The sequence below is a fragment of the Bacillus sp. 220_BSPC genome, assembly GCF_001054655.1.
In the GTDB taxonomy this organism is placed as follows: domain Bacteria; phylum Bacillota; class Bacilli; order Bacillales; family DSM-1321; genus Peribacillus; species Peribacillus frigoritolerans.
This window is the reverse complement of the sequence record NZ_JVPL01000005.1, coordinates 1-15400: the sequence shown is the minus strand read 5'-3', so window position 1 is coordinate 15400 and position 15400 is coordinate 1. Positions and strand designations below refer to the sequence as shown.

The following is a 15400-nucleotide window of genomic DNA, read 5'->3' as shown; positions in this document are numbered from 1 at the left end:
TCGTCATTGCCCTAGGGGATTTCTTTTTCTATAAACCTCATACATCAATAAACCGGCTGCTACCGATGCATTTAACGAAGTTACTTTTCCTGCCATTGGAAGACGGATGAGAAAATCGCATTTCTCCTTCATTAACCGGGCCATGCCTTTTCCTTCGCTGCCGATAACAAGTCCAATAGGCATCTTTCCGTCCATGTTACGGTAATCATCGCTGCCTTTCGCATCGGTACCGACTATCCATACCCCTCGCTCTTTCAATTCTTCCACCGCTCTTGCCAAATTTGTAACGCGAGCTACAGGAATATATTCGATTGCACCAGTCGAAGCTTTAGCCACTGTTGCCGTCAAGCCCACTGCTCTTCTTTTCGGAATGATGATTCCATGGGCCCCGACTGCATCGGCCGTCCTCATGATCGAACCTAAATTATGCGGATCTTCAACCTCATCAAGAATCATGAAAAAAGGTGCTTCGTCCCGTTCAGCCGCTTTTGCGAATAAGTCATCCAGCTCCACATATTCATATGCAGCCACTTGTGCGATAACGCCTTGATGGATGCCTTCTACCATTTGGTCAATTTTTTTCTTCGGTACGATTTGCACGAGCACCTTCTTTTCCTTCGCGAGACCGATAAGTGGTTGCATCGAGCCTTTTTGCGAGCCCTCGGCTATCCAAATTTTATTAACTTCCCGTTCGGAGCGAAGTGCTTCCAATACGGGGTTTCTGCCAATGATATATTCTTCGCTCATGGGTTACTCCCCTTTTCTTCTTCAATGTATTCAATGGATTTTTTGATGAGTTCTTCCATTCTTTCTATTCGACCGGATAAATACAAAAATCCCATAAGAGCCTCGAAGGCTGTACTGTAGCGATACGTTTGCACATCTGTATTCTTCGGTACCGTACCGGATTTCGCATTTCGGCCGCGCCGAACGACAGCGGATTCCTCTTCCGATAGCCAATCTGACTCCAGAAAGAAGTGGATGATTTTATTTTGCGCTTTAGCAGCTACAAAAGATGTAGCTTTTTTGTGAAGTAGATTGGGCTTGACCGCCCCTTTTTGAATGAGGTGATGCCGTATATACGTTTCGTATACAGCATCACCTATATATGCTAAAGCAAGACTGTTCAGCATTTTTGCATCTACCTTACTATCGTAATGAAGCATTGATTACCCTCTTTTCCATCTTGTACCTTGAGGGGTATCCTCTAATATGATATTCATGTTTTTCAAGCGATCGCGAATTTCATCAGATAATCCAAAATTGCGGTCTTTCCGCGCTTGAATCCTTTGCTGTATCAACCCTTCAATTTCCTCATCCAGAAGCCCCTCTTCTTCAAGGGACAAACCGAGGACAGAAAATAAGGTGTTGAATTTATCAAGGAAAGCATTGATCACTTCCGTGTCTGTGTTTTTCTCCATCAAGTAATAATTTGCCTGTTTGGAAAGTTCAAAAAGCATGGATATTGCATTAGCTGTGTTGAAATCATCGTCCATTTCCTTAATGAATTGTTCATGTAAATCATTCAGCTTCTCCAACCAAACATCATTATTCTCAGTCAATCCGTCACTTACTTGAAGGCGATGCTTTAAATTTTGATATGATGTCCTTAAGCGTTCAAGGGACGCTTTTACATTTTCAAGCACTTCTTCACTATAATTGATCGGATGACGGTAATGTACTGATAACATAAAGAAGCGTAACACTTGTGGATCATGCTTCTGAATGATGTCATGCACAAGGACGAAATTGCCTAAGGACTTAGACATTTTTTCATTCTCAATATTTATATACCCATTATGCATCCAATAATTCGCAAAGGTCTTACCCGTCAATGCTTCGGATTGTGCAATTTCATTTTCATGATGCGGGAATGCCAGATCTTGACCTCCTGCATGAATATCGATGGTATCCCCCAAATACTTTTTGACCATTGCGGAGCATTCGATATGCCAGCCAGGACGCCCCTTACCCCATGGGCTCTCCCATGATATTTCATCATCCTTGGCCGCTTTCCAAAGGGCAAAATCAAGGGCATCTTGTTTTTTCTCCCCTATTTCAATACGTGCCCCCACTCGAAGCTCATCGATGGACTGATGTGAAAGCTTGCCATATCCCTCAAACTTACGAGTGCGGTAGTACACATCCCCTTCCGATTCATAAGCGAATCCTTTCTCGATTAACGCCGAGATGAATTCAATGATTGCATCCATATTCTCCATTACGGTCGGGTGAGCATCCGCTTTTTTGCAGCCCAATGCCGACACGTCTTCAAAATACGCCTTGATGAAACGCTCAGATATGGTCGGGACATCTTCCCCCAATTCTTTTGCCGCACGAATCAGCTTATCATCCACATCCGTGAAGTTCGAAACGAATTGCACATCATATCCACGGTAATCCAAATACCTACGAACGGTATCGAATACGATTGCCGGTCTTGCATTGCCAATATGAATGTAATTATAGACAGTGGGTCCGCATACATACATCTTCACCTTTCCCTCTTCAATCGGGACGAAGGTTTCCTTTTTTCTTGTTGCTGTGTTATATATTTTAATCGCCATATTATAGACTCCTTTCTTCCTGCTTCTGTTCGGCCAACCTCGCCCTTAAGGCCCTGATTTCACTATCCAATTCCTTAAAGCGATCAGCGATTGGATCAGGAAGATCACAATGATTTAGGTCTTTATTGATTTTGATGCCATCTTGAATGACCACTTTACCTGGAATGCCCACCACTGTAGAATTAGGTGGCACTTCCTTTAAAACGACCGATCCCGCACCGATTTTCGAGTTTTCCCCAACAGTGATGGAACCCAGCACTTTTGCTCCTGTAGCTATCAAAACATTATCCTTTATCGTAGGATGACGTTTTCCCTTTTCCTTTCCGGTCCCCCCAAGGGTTACACCTTGAAAGACGGATACATTGTCGCCAATTTCACAAGTTTCGCCAATGACGATCCCCATTCCATGATCAATGAAGAAACGACGGCCAATCGTAGCCCCTGGATGAATTTCGATTCCGGTAAAAAACCGGCTGATTTGAGATATGCTTCTCGCCAGGAAAAAGAATTTCCTCTTAAATAGTGCGTGAGCCATCCTATGACTCCAAATCGCATGTAAACCCGCGTACGTCAATATGACTTCCAAATAGCTGCGCGCAGCAGGATCTTGATCAAAAACCACTTCGATATCTTCTTTAAACATCTTTAACAAAATGATTCCCCCCTATGTTCCGTCCTTTTTCAACATCCCCTTTTGAAGCTTTTAAAGCATATAAAAAAGCGTCTCTGTCCAAATAGACAGAGACGCTTGAAGCGCGGTTCCACTCTGTTTGGAATGTACGAACCAGGTAAAGCTTTTTCCTGTTTTTTCATCCCCAACTTTAATCCCTGTAACGGAGGACATTCCGCCTGTGCCTACTATAGGTTAGTTCAGCAAAGGACTCAAGGGTGCATTTCAGAAAACGAGAGGCCTGAACCACTTTCAGCAGGTTATGGTTCTCTCTAAAAAGCTTCGTTTACTTACTTCTCCCCATCTACGCGTTCTTTTGTAAGATTATTAAATACTATATTACATTTTCGACAAATTGTTAATATAAAATACTCTGAATACGCTGTTTAATTTTTTCTTTGCCAAGTAATGAAATTGCCTTAGGCAAGTCAGGACCATGTGTTTGACCCGTGACGGCAGCCCTTATCGGCATGAATAATTTTTTCCCTTTATGCCCTGTGCTTTTTTGTACGGCTTTAATCGACTTCTTGATTTCATCCGCATTAAATTCTTCAAGCCCTTCGATCTCCTGAAGGAAAGCTTTCATGACTTCCGGTACCTGTTCTTCAGCCAGCACTTCCTTAGCTTCTTGCTCGAACTCGACCTCATCCTTGAAAAACAGTTCAGAAAGCTCGACTATTTCCGCTCCATAGCTCATCTGCTCTTGAAAAAGTGAAACAATCCCATGTACCCACTCTTCTTCTTCGGCGGTCAGTGTCTCTGAAACCTTCCCGGCTTTAATTAAGTGAGGCAATGACAATTCCACTGCACGATTGACGTCCAATTGCTTCACATATTGATTATTCATCCATGTAAGCTTTTGCTTATCGAAAAGTGCAGGTGATTTAGACAGACGGTCAGCATCGAAAAGATTAATGAATTCTTCTTTTGTGAAAATCTCTTCCTCCCCGACCGGAGACCATCCTAGTAATGTAATGAAATTGAATAATGCTTCAGGTACATAGCCAAGCTCTTCATATTGCTCAATGAATTGAATGATCGACTCATCACGTTTACTCAGTTTCTTCCTGCTTTCGTTTACAATCAGCGTCATATGTCCGAATACCGGCGGTTCCCAGCCGAAAGCTTCATAAATCATCAATTGTTTTGGAGTATTGGAGATATGATCATCACCGCGAAGGACATGGGAAATCTTCATCAAGTGATCATCGACGGCCACTGCAAAGTTATAAGTTGGAATGCCATCTTTTTTAACGATAACAAAATCACCAAAGCCATCCGTTTCAAATGAAACCTCATCCTTGACCATATCTTTGAAAGTAAGGACCTTCCCAGCTGGAACGGCAAAGCGAATGCTCGGTTTTCTTCCTTGTGCCACTAGTTCCGCTTGCTCTTCCTCAGTTAAATGCTTGCACTTCCCAGAATATTTTGGCGTTTCATTGCGTTCGACCTGCCCTTCACGCTCTGCTTCCAGCTCTTCTTCCGTACAATAGCATTTATATGCTAACCCCTTATCCAAAAGCTCTTGATACAATTCCTGATAAAGGTCGTTCCTTTCGGATTGACGATATGGACCGTATTCACCGCCTACATCAACACCTTCATCCCAATCCATGCCAAGCCATTTCAAATATTTAAGCTGACTTTCCTCTCCGCCTTCAATATTTCTCTTTTGGTCGGTATCTTCAATACGGATGATGAATTTCCCGCCTTTATTTCGTGCGTATAAATAATTAAATAAAGCAGTCCGTGCATTACCAATATGTAAATGTCCAGTCGGACTCGGTGCATAGCGAACTCGAATATCGCTGCTCATGATATATATAGACCTCCCAGTCGTTCTATTCTATTGTTTATATTATCATTTAAATACATTGGGATAAAGGCATCCACTCTAAAAACGATTTAGTTTGATTTGACCAATAAGACAACAGCCTGTGCCGCGATTCCTTCGCCCCTGCCTGTAAATCCAAGTTTCTCCGTGGTGGTCGCCTTTACATTAATCCTGTCAATCGAGGCATCTAAAAGTTCTGCAATTCTGCCTCGCATTTCCTCGATATACGGTGCCATTTTCGGGCTTTGTGCAATGATTGTACAATCCGCATTGCCTAGGGAATATCCTTCTTTTTTTACGATCGCCCAAATATACTGCAGCAGTTTTGCAGAATCGGCATCTTTAAATTCAGGGTCGGTATCCGGAAAATGCTTACCGATATCCCCTGCACCAATTGCCCCCAAGCAGGCATCGGCAACAGTATGCAGAAGGACATCCGCATCCGAATGACCCAGCAGTCCTTTCTCATACGGAATCGTAATCCCGCCAATTATCAAAGGCCTGCCTTCCACAAGCTGATGAACGTCATATCCTTGTCCTATTCTATACATATCATTCTCCCCAATCATCTTTTTCCATGTTGTTGTTTATGTAAAATCGCTTCTGCAAAATAAAGGTCTTCCTGAGTCGTAATCTTAATATTATCATAATTGCCCTCAATAATAACTACCTGTTCATTGATCCGCTCTAGTAAACTTGCATCGTCCGTCCCTAAAAATCCTTCAGCTTCTGCCTGTTCATACGCACTTTTTAATATGGATACACGAAAAGCTTGTGGAGTTTGCACCGCCCACAAGCTTGATCGTTCCACTGTTTCCAATACCTTTTTGTTTGCCGCTTTTTTAATCGTATCCTTAACGGGCACTGCAATTACGGCACCTCCATTAAGGGAGGCGGCAGTAGTCAATTCACTGATTTGCCCTAGGGTAATAAAAGGGCGGGCACCGTCATGGACCAGGACGATGTCTTCTTCTGCATGTTGCAGTCCATTATAAACGCTTTGTTGGCGCTCCTTGCCACCCATGACCAGTTTCTTGACCTTTTTAAGCCCATTCGCTGCTATCAATTGATTGAAATAATCCTTTTCTGCCGGGTTTATCGAAAGGATAATCCCCCGACAGTCAGGATCTTCTTCAAAGACACGCAGTGTATAAACAATGATCGGGACACCCGATAGTTCAATAAAAAGTTTATTCTTGCCCGCTTTCATTCTTTTGCCTTGTCCAGCTGCAGGTATCACTACTTCATAAAACATAACGATTTCTCCTACTCTTCTTTATAATGCTTTTTCTAATAGTTTCGGTTTAGCGAATATCATCCGGCCTGCAGAGGTTTGCAATACACTTGTGACAAGTACATCGATCCGTTTCCCTATATGGTCACGGCCACCCTCGACAACGATCATGGTGCCATCGTCCAAATAAGCGATGCCCTGGTTCTGCTCTTTCCCATCCTTTATGACCTGAACGTTCATCTCTTCCCCAGGAAGTACAACAGGTTTTACGGCATTGGCCAGGTCATTGATATTAAGTACCGCCACATTTTGAAACTCGCATACTTTGTTTAAATTGAAATCATTGGTAACGACCATTCCGCCCGATATTTTGGCAAGCTTCACCAGTTTACTGTCGACTTCCTGAATGTCTTCAAAATCCCCCTCGTACATCTCCACTTTAATCGGTAGGTCTTTTTGAATCCGATTCAAGATATCCAAACCGCGCCTTCCACGATTCCTTTTCAATGCATCAGATGAATCGGCAATGTGCTGCAATTCGTTTAATACGAATTGAGGAATGACTATGGTACCTTCCAGAAAGCCTGTCTGACAAATATCCGCAATTCTGCCATCTATGATGACGCTTGTATCAAGAATCTTCAGGCGCTTGCTATACCCCTCTTCATCCTCTTCGCTTGCTTCATCATCCGTGTTCTTTTTCTTATTGCTTTTCGTGAATAAACTCAATAGCTCATCACGTTTTTTAAAGCCCACCTGAAAACCAAGATATCCAAATAAAAGCGTAAGGATGATAGGAACCACTGTATTCAAAATGGGAACCTTGATGGCACTGAATGCGGATCCAACCAAGAACGCTGCAAGCAGTCCAACTAAAAGACCTACGCTGCCAAAGATTATATCCGTAATCGGTATCTTTACAAGCTGTTCCTCCAGCCATTTCATAAAGTAGATCACATGATCTACTGCCCAAAAAGTTATAAGATAAAAGATAATGGCACCCAACAGTACACTTACATAAGGATTGTTTAATAAAGCAATATCGTCTGCATGTAAAACAATTAATAATTCCGGAATAAGCAACATACCAAGTGTTCCGCCGACTATTAAGAAGCATGCTTGTATAATGCGTTTTAACATCCCTTTCACCTCCTTCTACTCATTATTGACCAATAATATAAAATGAAACCTTCGAAAATTCGTTTTCACTATATACGTTAAATTCACTTAAGGATTTAGTGGATTTACAAATATGAATTCTTCTCTTTTTCGTAATATTAGCCTAGCACCCTGAGTTTTGAGTGTCAAAAATAAACACCAATCAATTTCAAGCCCGTTCAGGAGTTTTTTAAAAGCCGGCTGCACCTTACATCCTTCTATTTGTGACCAGCTGATTTTTCAAAATTCGGAGTCCTTCTTTAATTTTATTGGCCCGGACTTCACCTATACCCTCCACATCGTCAAGGTTTTCAACCGTAGCTTTATTGACTTCACTAAAGCTTCCGAACTGTTTCACTAAATTTTCGATGATTAAACCCGGCAAGCGTGGGATTTTATGAAGAATACGGTAACCACGGGGATGTACTGACTCATCAAGATGTATATATCCATGATAGCCCAGCACCTTAAGAAGAATGCTTTCATCCAGTTTTTCCTGCATGGCCAACTCTTGAAGCCTAAAAATGATTTCCTCGGGATTTTCATCATTACTGGAGGTATAATCCTTGATAAGCCATTTCCCTTCCGTTTCAATATCTGCCAGGATTTCATTCATTTGCAAACGGATCAGCCTTCCTTCCGTACCAAGTTCATTAAGGTACGTTAGCAGCTCCGCCTTGATCCTGAGCACCATCACATAACGGTGAAATACCTGCAAAAGATCGGCATAGGTCACGATTTCCTCAAACTCGAGCGCTCCTAAAACCGATATGCTCTGCTGCAGGACCACCTTGTATTTTTCCAAGGTCTGGATGGCTAAATTAGCCTTGGCAAGAATGACTCCTATATCTTTAAGGGCATACCGGAAATTGCCCTGATATAAAGTGATGACATTCCGGCGTTGTGAGATTGCGATGACCAACGACTTGGTCTCCCTTGCCACCCGTTCCGCTGTTCTATGCCTCATTCCCGTTTCAGTGGAAGGTGTACTGTTATCAGGCACTAATTGGGCATTTGCGAAAATGATCTTATCGGCGGTTTCATTTAAAATGATGGCCCCGTCCATCTTCGCCAACTCATATAATGTGCTGGGGGTACAGCTGCAGTTGATTTCGAAGCCGCCATCCACGATCATTCGCACCTTCTCGTTATATCCGACCACTATCAAACCGCCCGTGTTCGCCCTCAGGACATTTTCAATACCCTCCCGAAGCGGGGTACCTGGTGCTACGATTTGCAGAATTTCCAATTTTGTTTTCTCATACCCTTTTTTATCTGTCATGCTTAACCCCCTAACGATTGTTTAAGAGCCTCCGAAACCGATGAAACACCAATGATCTTAATACCTTTCGGCGCGGTCCACCCTCCTATATTATTAGCCGGTATGATAACCCGCTCAAACCCTAATTTCGCTGCTTCCTGCACCCTTTGTTCAATTCGTGACACCCTTCTCACTTCCCCAGTCAGCCCCACTTCACCAATGATGCAATCGGCAGGGTTTGTTGGTTTATCACGGAAGCTTGATGCAATGCTTATTGCAACAGCGAGGTCAATTGCCGGTTCATCCAGCTTGACACCGCCAGCAACCTTTAAATACGCATCTTGGTTTTGGAGCAGCAAGCCCACTCTCTTTTCCAGGACAGCCATTAAAAGCGAAACTCGATTGTGGTCAATTCCCGTGGCCATCCGCCTAGGATTCCCAAAACTCGTAGGAGAAATCAATGCTTGAATTTCAACAAGCACCGGCCTTGTGCCCTCCATGGATGCGACGACTGTGGACCCCGAAGCTCCTTGCGACCGTTCTTCAAGGAAAATTTCCGATGGATTCGCCACCTCTTCCAATCCATGTTCTTTCATTTCAAAAATACCCATCTCATTCGTCGAACCAAAGCGATTTTTAACCGCACGTATAATTCGATATGTATGGTGTCTTTCACCTTCAAAATATAATACGGTGTCAACCATGTGCTCAAGCAGCCGTGGTCCCGCAATGGCCCCTTCTTTTGTAACGTGACCGACGATAAAAATCGCGATTCCGTTCGTTTTAGCAATGCGCATGAGTGAGGCTGTGCATTCCCTCACTTGTGAAACGCTTCCCGGGGCAGATGTAACCTCCGAATGATAAACCGTTTGAATCGAGTCAATAATGACCAAATCCGGTTTTACATCTGTAATTGCCTGTTGGATATAGTCCATATCGGTTTCAGAATAAACGAATAGATTTTCCGACATGGTCCCAAGCCGGTCCGCTCTCAATTTGGTCTGCTTGACTGATTCTTCACCTGATATATAAAGCACTTTTTTCTGTTTATGCGCCAATTGGGATGATACCTGTAAAAGCAGGGTGGACTTACCGATACCCGGGTCCCCTCCGATCAATACAAGTGATCCCTGAACGATCCCGCCCCCAAGAGCACGATTCAATTCCATTAAATCCGTCTTAATGCGTGGTTCTTTTTCTGATTGAATGGTCGTTATGGGTGCTGCCTTCTCCCGTTCCCCGGAACCTCTCACCTCTGAATGGGTAAAAGCGCCCTTTCTAGCAGGTTTAACGATTTCGGTTTCCTCGACCATTTTATTCCATTCACCGCAGCCTGGGCATTTCCCCATCCATTTCGCGGACTCATACCCACAAGACTGACAGATAAATTTAGTTTTCTTTTTTACAGCCATAAATTACTCCTCTTCCTTTGGAAAAAATATCTATATTAAGGATATTATATCTCTGTTTTATTTAAACCTTCTTAAGGCTAAGTTTTTTTAAAAAAATATTCACTTTGCTTGTCCCGTTTATACTCACATCTACCTATAGATAAAAAACAGAGGTACACTGCAAAAGAATCTGCGTGTACCTCGAAGTTTAGGATCAGGTTATTCACTTACATTAACAGGCTCGCCTTGTCGGATTGCAAACTCATTATTCACGACATCCATTACGACCGTTTGCCCTTTTTTCACGTTGCCTTTAAGCAACTCTTCGGATAGATAATCCTCTACATGCTTCTGAAGCGCCCTGCGGATTGGCCTTGCCCCATATTCCGGATCAAAACCTTCCGTGGCAATTTTTTCTCTAGCCGCATCTGTCAGCTCCAAGTATATCTCCTGTTCTTTCAAACGGGTAGTAAGCTGATTTGACATTAATGTAACGATTTGTTTCAAATGATCCTTCTCTAATGAGTGGAACACGATAGTTTCATCAATACGATTCAGGAATTCCGGACGGAATGCACGTTTGAGTTCTTCCATCACTTTCCCTTTCATATTTTTATAGTCCTGACCAGTATCCTGGATGTTAAAGCCGACATACTTATCAGTTTTCAAGGCAGACGCCCCTACATTCGATGTCATGATCAAAATGGTATTCCTGAAATCGACAGTACGCCCCTTTGAATCTGTCAGTCTTCCGTCTTCCAACACTTGAAGAAGAATATTGAAGACATCCGGATGCGCCTTTTCTATTTCATCAAGCAGAACGACGGAGTATGGTTTCCTCCGCACTTTTTCCGTTAACTGACCGCCTTCTTCGTACCCAACATATCCTGGAGGCGATCCAACAAGACGTGAAGTCGAATGTTTCTCCATATATTCGGACATATCGATGCGGATCATGGCATCTTCATCACCAAAAATGGATTCAGCCAAAGCTCGGGCTAGCTCGGTTTTACCGACCCCTGTAGGCCCCAAGAAGATGAATGAACCAATTGGACGCTTAGGATCTTTCAATCCTGCCCTTGCACGTCGTACTGCTTTAGAAACCGCAATGACGGCCTCTTCCTGCCCAATTACACGATCATGGAGGATTGACTCCATATTAAGCAGTTTGTCTGACTCCGTTTGCGCCAATTTAGTGACCGGCACTCCCGTCCAGCTGGATACGACATGTGCAATGTCATCCACAGTCACTTCACTGTTTTCCTGCCCTTGTTTTTCTTTCCAAGTTTTTTTCGTTTCTTCCAATTGTTCTCTTAAGCGTTGTTCTGTATCGCGAAGCGAAGCAGCTTTTTCAAATTCCTGACTCTGAACGGAAGCATCCTTTTCCTTGCGAACATCATCTAGTTTCACTTCAAGTTCCTTTAGGTTGGGTGGCGTTGTGTATGAGCGCAGCCTAACTTTGGAACCAGCTTCATCAATCAAGTCAATCGCTTTATCAGGTAAAAAGCGATCGGAAATATAACGGTCTGATAATTTGACTGCAGCATCAATCGCTTCGTCAGTGATCGATACGCGGTGATGTGCCTCATAACGGTCACGAAGACCTTTGAGAATTTGGATGGATTCCTCAATTGTCGGCTCATCGACTTGGATTGGCTGGAAGCGACGTTCAAGGGCAGCATCCTTTTCAATATACTTGCGGTACTCATCCAAAGTTGTAGCACCGATACATTGTAATTCACCACGGGCCAATGATGGTTTAAGGATATTGGAGGCATCGATGGCACCTTCTGCACCACCTGCACCAATCAATGTATGCAATTCGTCGATGAATAGGATGATATTACCCGCCTGGCGTATTTCATCCATGACTTTCTTCAACCGGTCCTCAAATTCACCCCGGTATTTAGTGCCAGCCACAACAGTACCCATATCAAGTGTCATGACGCGTTTATCACGTAAAATCTCAGGTACCTCATTATTGATAATCTGTTGGGCAAGCCCTTCAGCAATGGCTGTTTTACCAACGCCGGGTTCACCGATCAATACTGGGTTATTTTTTGTACGACGGCTTAATACCTCAATGACACGCTGTATTTCCTTACTTCTTCCGATAACCGGATCCAAGCTTCCTTCCCTGGCAATCGCCGTTAAATCACGGGCAAGGCCATCCAGTGTCGGCGTGCTTGCATTTGCAGCGGCTGAACCTTGATGACCACCTGATTCATTGCTGCCCAAAAGTTGTAATACTTGTTGTCGAGCTTTATTTAAACTTACTCCCAGATTATTCAATACGCGGGCAGCGACACCTTCCCCTTCTCGTATAAGACCTAGAAGGACATGCTCTGTCCCAACATATGAGTGACCTAATTTTCTTGCTTCATCCATGGAAAGCTCAATGACCTTCTTGGCTCTTGGGGTATAATGTATCGTTTGAGCCGTATCCTGTCCACGGCCAATTAAATTTTCCACTTCTTTCTGAATCTTCTCCGGACCCAATCCAAGAGCATATAACGCTTTGGCTGCAATACCATCACCCTCTCGGACCAGGCCCAGTAAAATATGTTCCGTGCCAATATTATTATGACCTAAACGGATTGCCTCTTCTTGGGCTAATGCTAATACTTTCTGGGCTCTTTCAGTAAAACGACCAAACATCATAGGGAATTCCTCCTTAAGAATTTTCGTTTTGAATAAAATTGCTGGCAATTCTCTAAGTAATGGCAGAAGCTTATTCTTGCTCCATATCTATTAATGAAATTTAATTCTCCCTAAAGAGGTCAATAACCTCTATGAGGAGGAAGATTCCGTGAAATTCAAGCGTTCCCGGATGAGTGCTGCTCTACGGATATCCCTTTCATGGGGTCTTAAAGGGCCGCCTGCGTACTTTTGTAAAAATCCCGACTGCGTCAAAATCATCAATTCATTTAGAATGCTTTTGGAAATATTCTTTATATACCCAAGATCTATCCCTAACCTAACATCGGAGATACATGTAGCTGCTTCCTTGGTCTCGATGATTCGAGCATTGGACAAAACCCCATATGAACGGAAAATTCTATCTTCTAATTGTATGTGGGAAGTCCTCGCTAATGCATCCCTCGCTGACCGTTCCTGGGCTATGATTTGTTGCACTACACTTGTTAGATCTTCAACGATATCCCTTTCCGATTTTCCAAGGGTGATTTGATTGGAAATTTGAAAAATATTCCCCAACGCTTGACTGCCCTCTCCATAAATCCCTCGAACCACCAACCCCAATTGGTTGATAGCCGGTATGATATTATTCATCTGCTGTGTAAGGACCAGGCCCGGCAGATGCATCATGACTGAAGCCCTTAACCCTGTTCCCACATTAGTCGGACAACTAGTCAGGTATCCTCTTTCTTCATCATATGCATAGTCTATGGATTCTTCAATCCAATCGTCAAGAACATTTGCAATCTTTAAGGTTTCCTTTAGCTGCAACCCCGACATTAAACATTGAATACGGAGATGGTCCTCTTCGTTTATCATGATACTTATTTCTTCATTTTCCGAAAGGAGACATGCGCTTTTCGCTGAATCTTCAACTAAATGAGGACTGATTAAATGTTTTTCAACCAGAACGCGCTTTTCCAGTGGCTGCAATTGGTCAATCTCTAATAGCTCCAATTTTCCAATCTCCGGGGTTACTTCCTCTTCGATTCTTTTTTTGACCAATTCAATGATTTTATTAGCTTCTTCGTTCGAAAAGGAGGTTGGGAAGGTAAAGTCTTTGAAATTCCTGGCCAGCCGAATCCGCGAACTCATTACAATATCGATTTCCGGCCCTTCGGCACTCATCCAGGAACTCAAGGCGTTTTCTACAAACTTTTCCAAGCTCATAAGTCCTCGCCTCCCTCTTGTGCTTCAAACCTTTTTTCAAGGGAACGAACCTTATCTCTTACTTCTGCCGCTTTCTCAAACTCCTCTTGATCAATGTGGACCTTTAAAACTTCTTTCAAATCCAAAATTTGTTTTCGAAGATATATGGCGCCGCCAATCCTTTTTGGAATTTTCCCTATGTGTGCTGTATTGCCGCTATGAACCCTCTTTAAAATGGGATTTAACTGTTCATTGAACGTTTTATAACATTCGGCACAGCCAAACTTGCCAATATGGACAAATTCTTTATAAGATCGATGACAATGCGGGCAACGCCTCTCTTCCGTTTTCGGAAATGCATTTGCCTTTGTCTGTTGAATATTCGACTCCATATTCAACAATCCTGCTAATAAATTATTTATTGAAAAACCAGGTCCACCTGCCTCCATGAACATTTCACCTTTTTCCTGAGCACATTTCTCACAAATCATGACTTCAGTCTTTTTTCCATTGATGATTTTGGTGAAGTGCAGGGTAGCAGGCCTTTGATGACATTCTTGGCAAATCAACGTTCATCACCTCTGCCAGTTTCATTTATATTTTAAAGTCGTAAGCATCGCAGTTAAAATTCTTGCCCTAAGCTCATCGCGGTCAGGCAGGTCGATATAAATCACCGATCTATCTATGACGCTCATCATAATCTTTGCTTCTCTTTCATTAATGACGTCTTCATTCATCAGTCGTGAAATTACTCCTTCAGCCATCGATTGAGTTACCCTGGAACCAATAAGCGATAATAATTGGTTGATAAGTTGCACGGAATCCTGTGATTCCACTTTCATGATGCGTATATAACCGCCGCCTCCACGCTTACTCTCTACAACATAACCTCTCTCGATGGTAAACCTGGTATTGATTACGTAATTGATTTGAGAAGGAACACACTGAAATTTATCTGCTATTTCACTTCTTTTAATCTCCAAGATATCTTTTTGACTTATTTCAAGTACTTGCTTCAAATAAGTTTCGATAACATCAGATATGTTTCTCACTCAGCCTCCTCCATTCTGACTTTGACTATATTTGACTATTATTATACAAGGAATAATGCATTTTGCAACTTAAACGCACTTTCTTTCTGTAATATCCATTTTCTCCAAATTATATGTAGTTACATACCCCATTGAACATAAAAGATGAAATATCTTACATAAATACCCTATATAAATGGATGTAAAACCTGAAATTTTTCTTCTGCTTAAGGTTTCATCACTTAAATTCTGCCCCATTTCCCCAGCTCATCCATTCCTCCTCATGATATGGCAACCAATTCAAATAAGGCCAGCCCGTGCTGTCCCTGAAAACGGAAAAATTTTTTATTACAAACACAAAAAAGACCAGCCGGATGGCTGATCTTTTTAAATGGCTTGGCGGCGTCC

The 15400-nt window shown here is 42.7% G+C and carries 14 protein-coding genes and 1 other annotated feature; all 14 genes read right to left on the bottom strand.

The features are described 5' to 3' along the window. Positions 1–3 precede the first annotated feature (3 nt). The 14 genes from rlmB to ADA55_RS00195 all read right to left on the bottom strand — a co-directional run bounded on the left by rlmB (position 4) and on the right by ADA55_RS00195 (position 15013). Positions 4–747, bottom strand: coding sequence for a 23S rRNA (guanosine(2251)-2'-O)-methyltransferase RlmB (gene rlmB, locus ADA55_RS00260; RefSeq protein WP_034305069.1), 744 nt, complete (start codon positions 745–747; stop codon positions 4–6). Next, positions 744–1166, bottom strand: a complete 423-nt coding sequence (locus ADA55_RS00255; protein ID WP_034305071.1) for a Mini-ribonuclease 3 — start codon at positions 1164–1166, stop codon at positions 744–746. The genes rlmB and ADA55_RS00255 overlap by 4 nt, the downstream gene beginning before the upstream one ends. A gap of 3 nt (positions 1167–1169) precedes the next feature. Further along, positions 1170–2567, bottom strand: coding sequence for a cysteine--tRNA ligase (gene cysS, locus ADA55_RS00250; RefSeq protein WP_048677861.1), 1398 nt, complete (start codon positions 2565–2567; stop codon positions 1170–1172). A 1-nt stretch (position 2568) separates the two neighbouring features. After that, on the bottom strand, positions 2569–3210 hold the full coding sequence (cysE, locus tag ADA55_RS00245) for a serine O-acetyltransferase (protein ID WP_194719511.1): 642 nt from the start codon (positions 3208–3210) through the stop codon (positions 2569–2571). A 94-nt stretch (positions 3211–3304) separates the two neighbouring features. Continuing rightward, positions 3305–3553: a binding site (T-box leader), on the bottom strand. Positions 3554–3595: 42 nt separating this feature from the next. Then, the gene (gltX, locus tag ADA55_RS00240) at positions 3596–5053 is read right to left on the bottom strand and encodes a glutamate--tRNA ligase (RefSeq protein WP_048677859.1); all 1458 of its coding nucleotides are present in this window, start codon (positions 5051–5053) and stop codon (positions 3596–3598) included. A gap of 89 nt (positions 5054–5142) precedes the next feature. Next, on the bottom strand, positions 5143–5622 hold the full coding sequence (gene ispF / locus ADA55_RS00235) for a 2-C-methyl-D-erythritol 2,4-cyclodiphosphate synthase (protein WP_048677857.1): 480 nt from the start codon (positions 5620–5622) through the stop codon (positions 5143–5145). A gap of 14 nt (positions 5623–5636) precedes the next feature. After that, complete coding sequence (gene ispD / locus ADA55_RS00230; protein WP_048677855.1) at positions 5637–6326, bottom strand: 2-C-methyl-D-erythritol 4-phosphate cytidylyltransferase; 690 nt, start codon at positions 6324–6326, stop codon at positions 5637–5639. A 21-nt stretch (positions 6327–6347) separates the two neighbouring features. Continuing rightward, the gene (locus tag ADA55_RS00225; protein WP_048677852.1) at positions 6348–7445 is read right to left on the bottom strand and encodes a PIN/TRAM domain-containing protein; all 1098 of its coding nucleotides are present in this window, start codon (positions 7443–7445) and stop codon (positions 6348–6350) included. Between the two features lie 226 nt (positions 7446–7671). Continuing rightward, positions 7672–8745 (bottom strand): DNA integrity scanning diadenylate cyclase DisA, encoded by a 1074-nt coding sequence (disA, locus tag ADA55_RS00220; RefSeq protein ID WP_048677850.1) that lies wholly within the window; start codon positions 8743–8745, stop codon positions 7672–7674. 2 nt (positions 8746–8747) lie between these two features. Next, entirely contained in the window at positions 8748–10136 is a 1389-nt protein-coding gene (gene radA, locus ADA55_RS00215; RefSeq protein WP_048677848.1) for a DNA repair protein RadA, read from the bottom strand. A gap of 198 nt (positions 10137–10334) precedes the next feature. Continuing rightward, complete coding sequence (gene clpC / locus ADA55_RS00210) at positions 10335–12776, bottom strand: ATP-dependent protease ATP-binding subunit ClpC (RefSeq protein WP_034305090.1); 2442 nt, start codon at positions 12774–12776, stop codon at positions 10335–10337. A 129-nt stretch (positions 12777–12905) separates the two neighbouring features. Beyond that, positions 12906–13982, bottom strand: a complete 1077-nt coding sequence (locus tag ADA55_RS00205; RefSeq protein WP_048677846.1) for a protein arginine kinase — start codon at positions 13980–13982, stop codon at positions 12906–12908. Continuing rightward, positions 13979–14530, bottom strand: coding sequence for a UvrB/UvrC motif-containing protein (locus ADA55_RS00200; protein WP_048677844.1), 552 nt, complete (start codon positions 14528–14530; stop codon positions 13979–13981). Before ADA55_RS00200 ends, ADA55_RS00205 begins: the two co-directional genes overlap by 4 nt. A 21-nt stretch (positions 14531–14551) precedes the next feature. Beyond that, entirely contained in the window at positions 14552–15013 is a 462-nt protein-coding gene (locus ADA55_RS00195; RefSeq protein WP_048677843.1) for a CtsR family transcriptional regulator, read from the bottom strand. Positions 15014–15400: the final 387 nt, after the last annotated feature.

Bases quoted from the DNA above. Each gene is read 5' to 3' on its own strand.
- rlmB (WP_034305069.1), bottom strand. From the start codon at position 747: ATGAGCGAAGAATATATCATTGGCAGAAACCCCGTATTGGAAGCACTT.
- ADA55_RS00255 (WP_034305071.1), bottom strand. From the start codon at position 1,166: ATGCTTCATTACGATAGTAAGGTAGATGCAAAAATGCTGAACAGTCTT.
- cysS (WP_048677861.1), bottom strand. From the start codon at position 2,567: ATGGCGATTAAAATATATAACACAGCAACAAGAAAAAAGGAAACCTTC.
- cysE (WP_194719511.1), bottom strand. From the start codon at position 3,210: ATGTTTAAAGAAGATATCGAAGTGGTTTTTGATCAAGATCCTGCTGCG.
- gltX (WP_048677859.1), bottom strand. From the start codon at position 5,053: ATGAGCAGCGATATTCGAGTTCGCTATGCACCGAGTCCGACTGGACAT.
- ispF (WP_048677857.1), bottom strand. From the start codon at position 5,622: ATGTATAGAATAGGACAAGGATATGACGTTCATCAGCTTGTGGAAGGC.
- ispD (WP_048677855.1), bottom strand. From the start codon at position 6,326: ATGTTTTATGAAGTAGTGATACCTGCAGCTGGACAAGGCAAAAGAATG.
- ADA55_RS00225 (WP_048677852.1), bottom strand. From the start codon at position 7,445: ATGTTAAAACGCATTATACAAGCATGCTTCTTAATAGTCGGCGGAACA.
- disA (WP_048677850.1), bottom strand. From the start codon at position 8,745: ATGACAGATAAAAAAGGGTATGAGAAAACAAAATTGGAAATTCTGCAA.
- radA (WP_048677848.1), bottom strand. From the start codon at position 10,136: ATGGCTGTAAAAAAGAAAACTAAATTTATCTGTCAGTCTTGTGGGTAT.
- clpC (WP_034305090.1), bottom strand. From the start codon at position 12,776: ATGATGTTTGGTCGTTTTACTGAAAGAGCCCAGAAAGTATTAGCATTA.
- ADA55_RS00205 (WP_048677846.1), bottom strand. From the start codon at position 13,982: ATGAGCTTGGAAAAGTTTGTAGAAAACGCCTTGAGTTCCTGGATGAGT.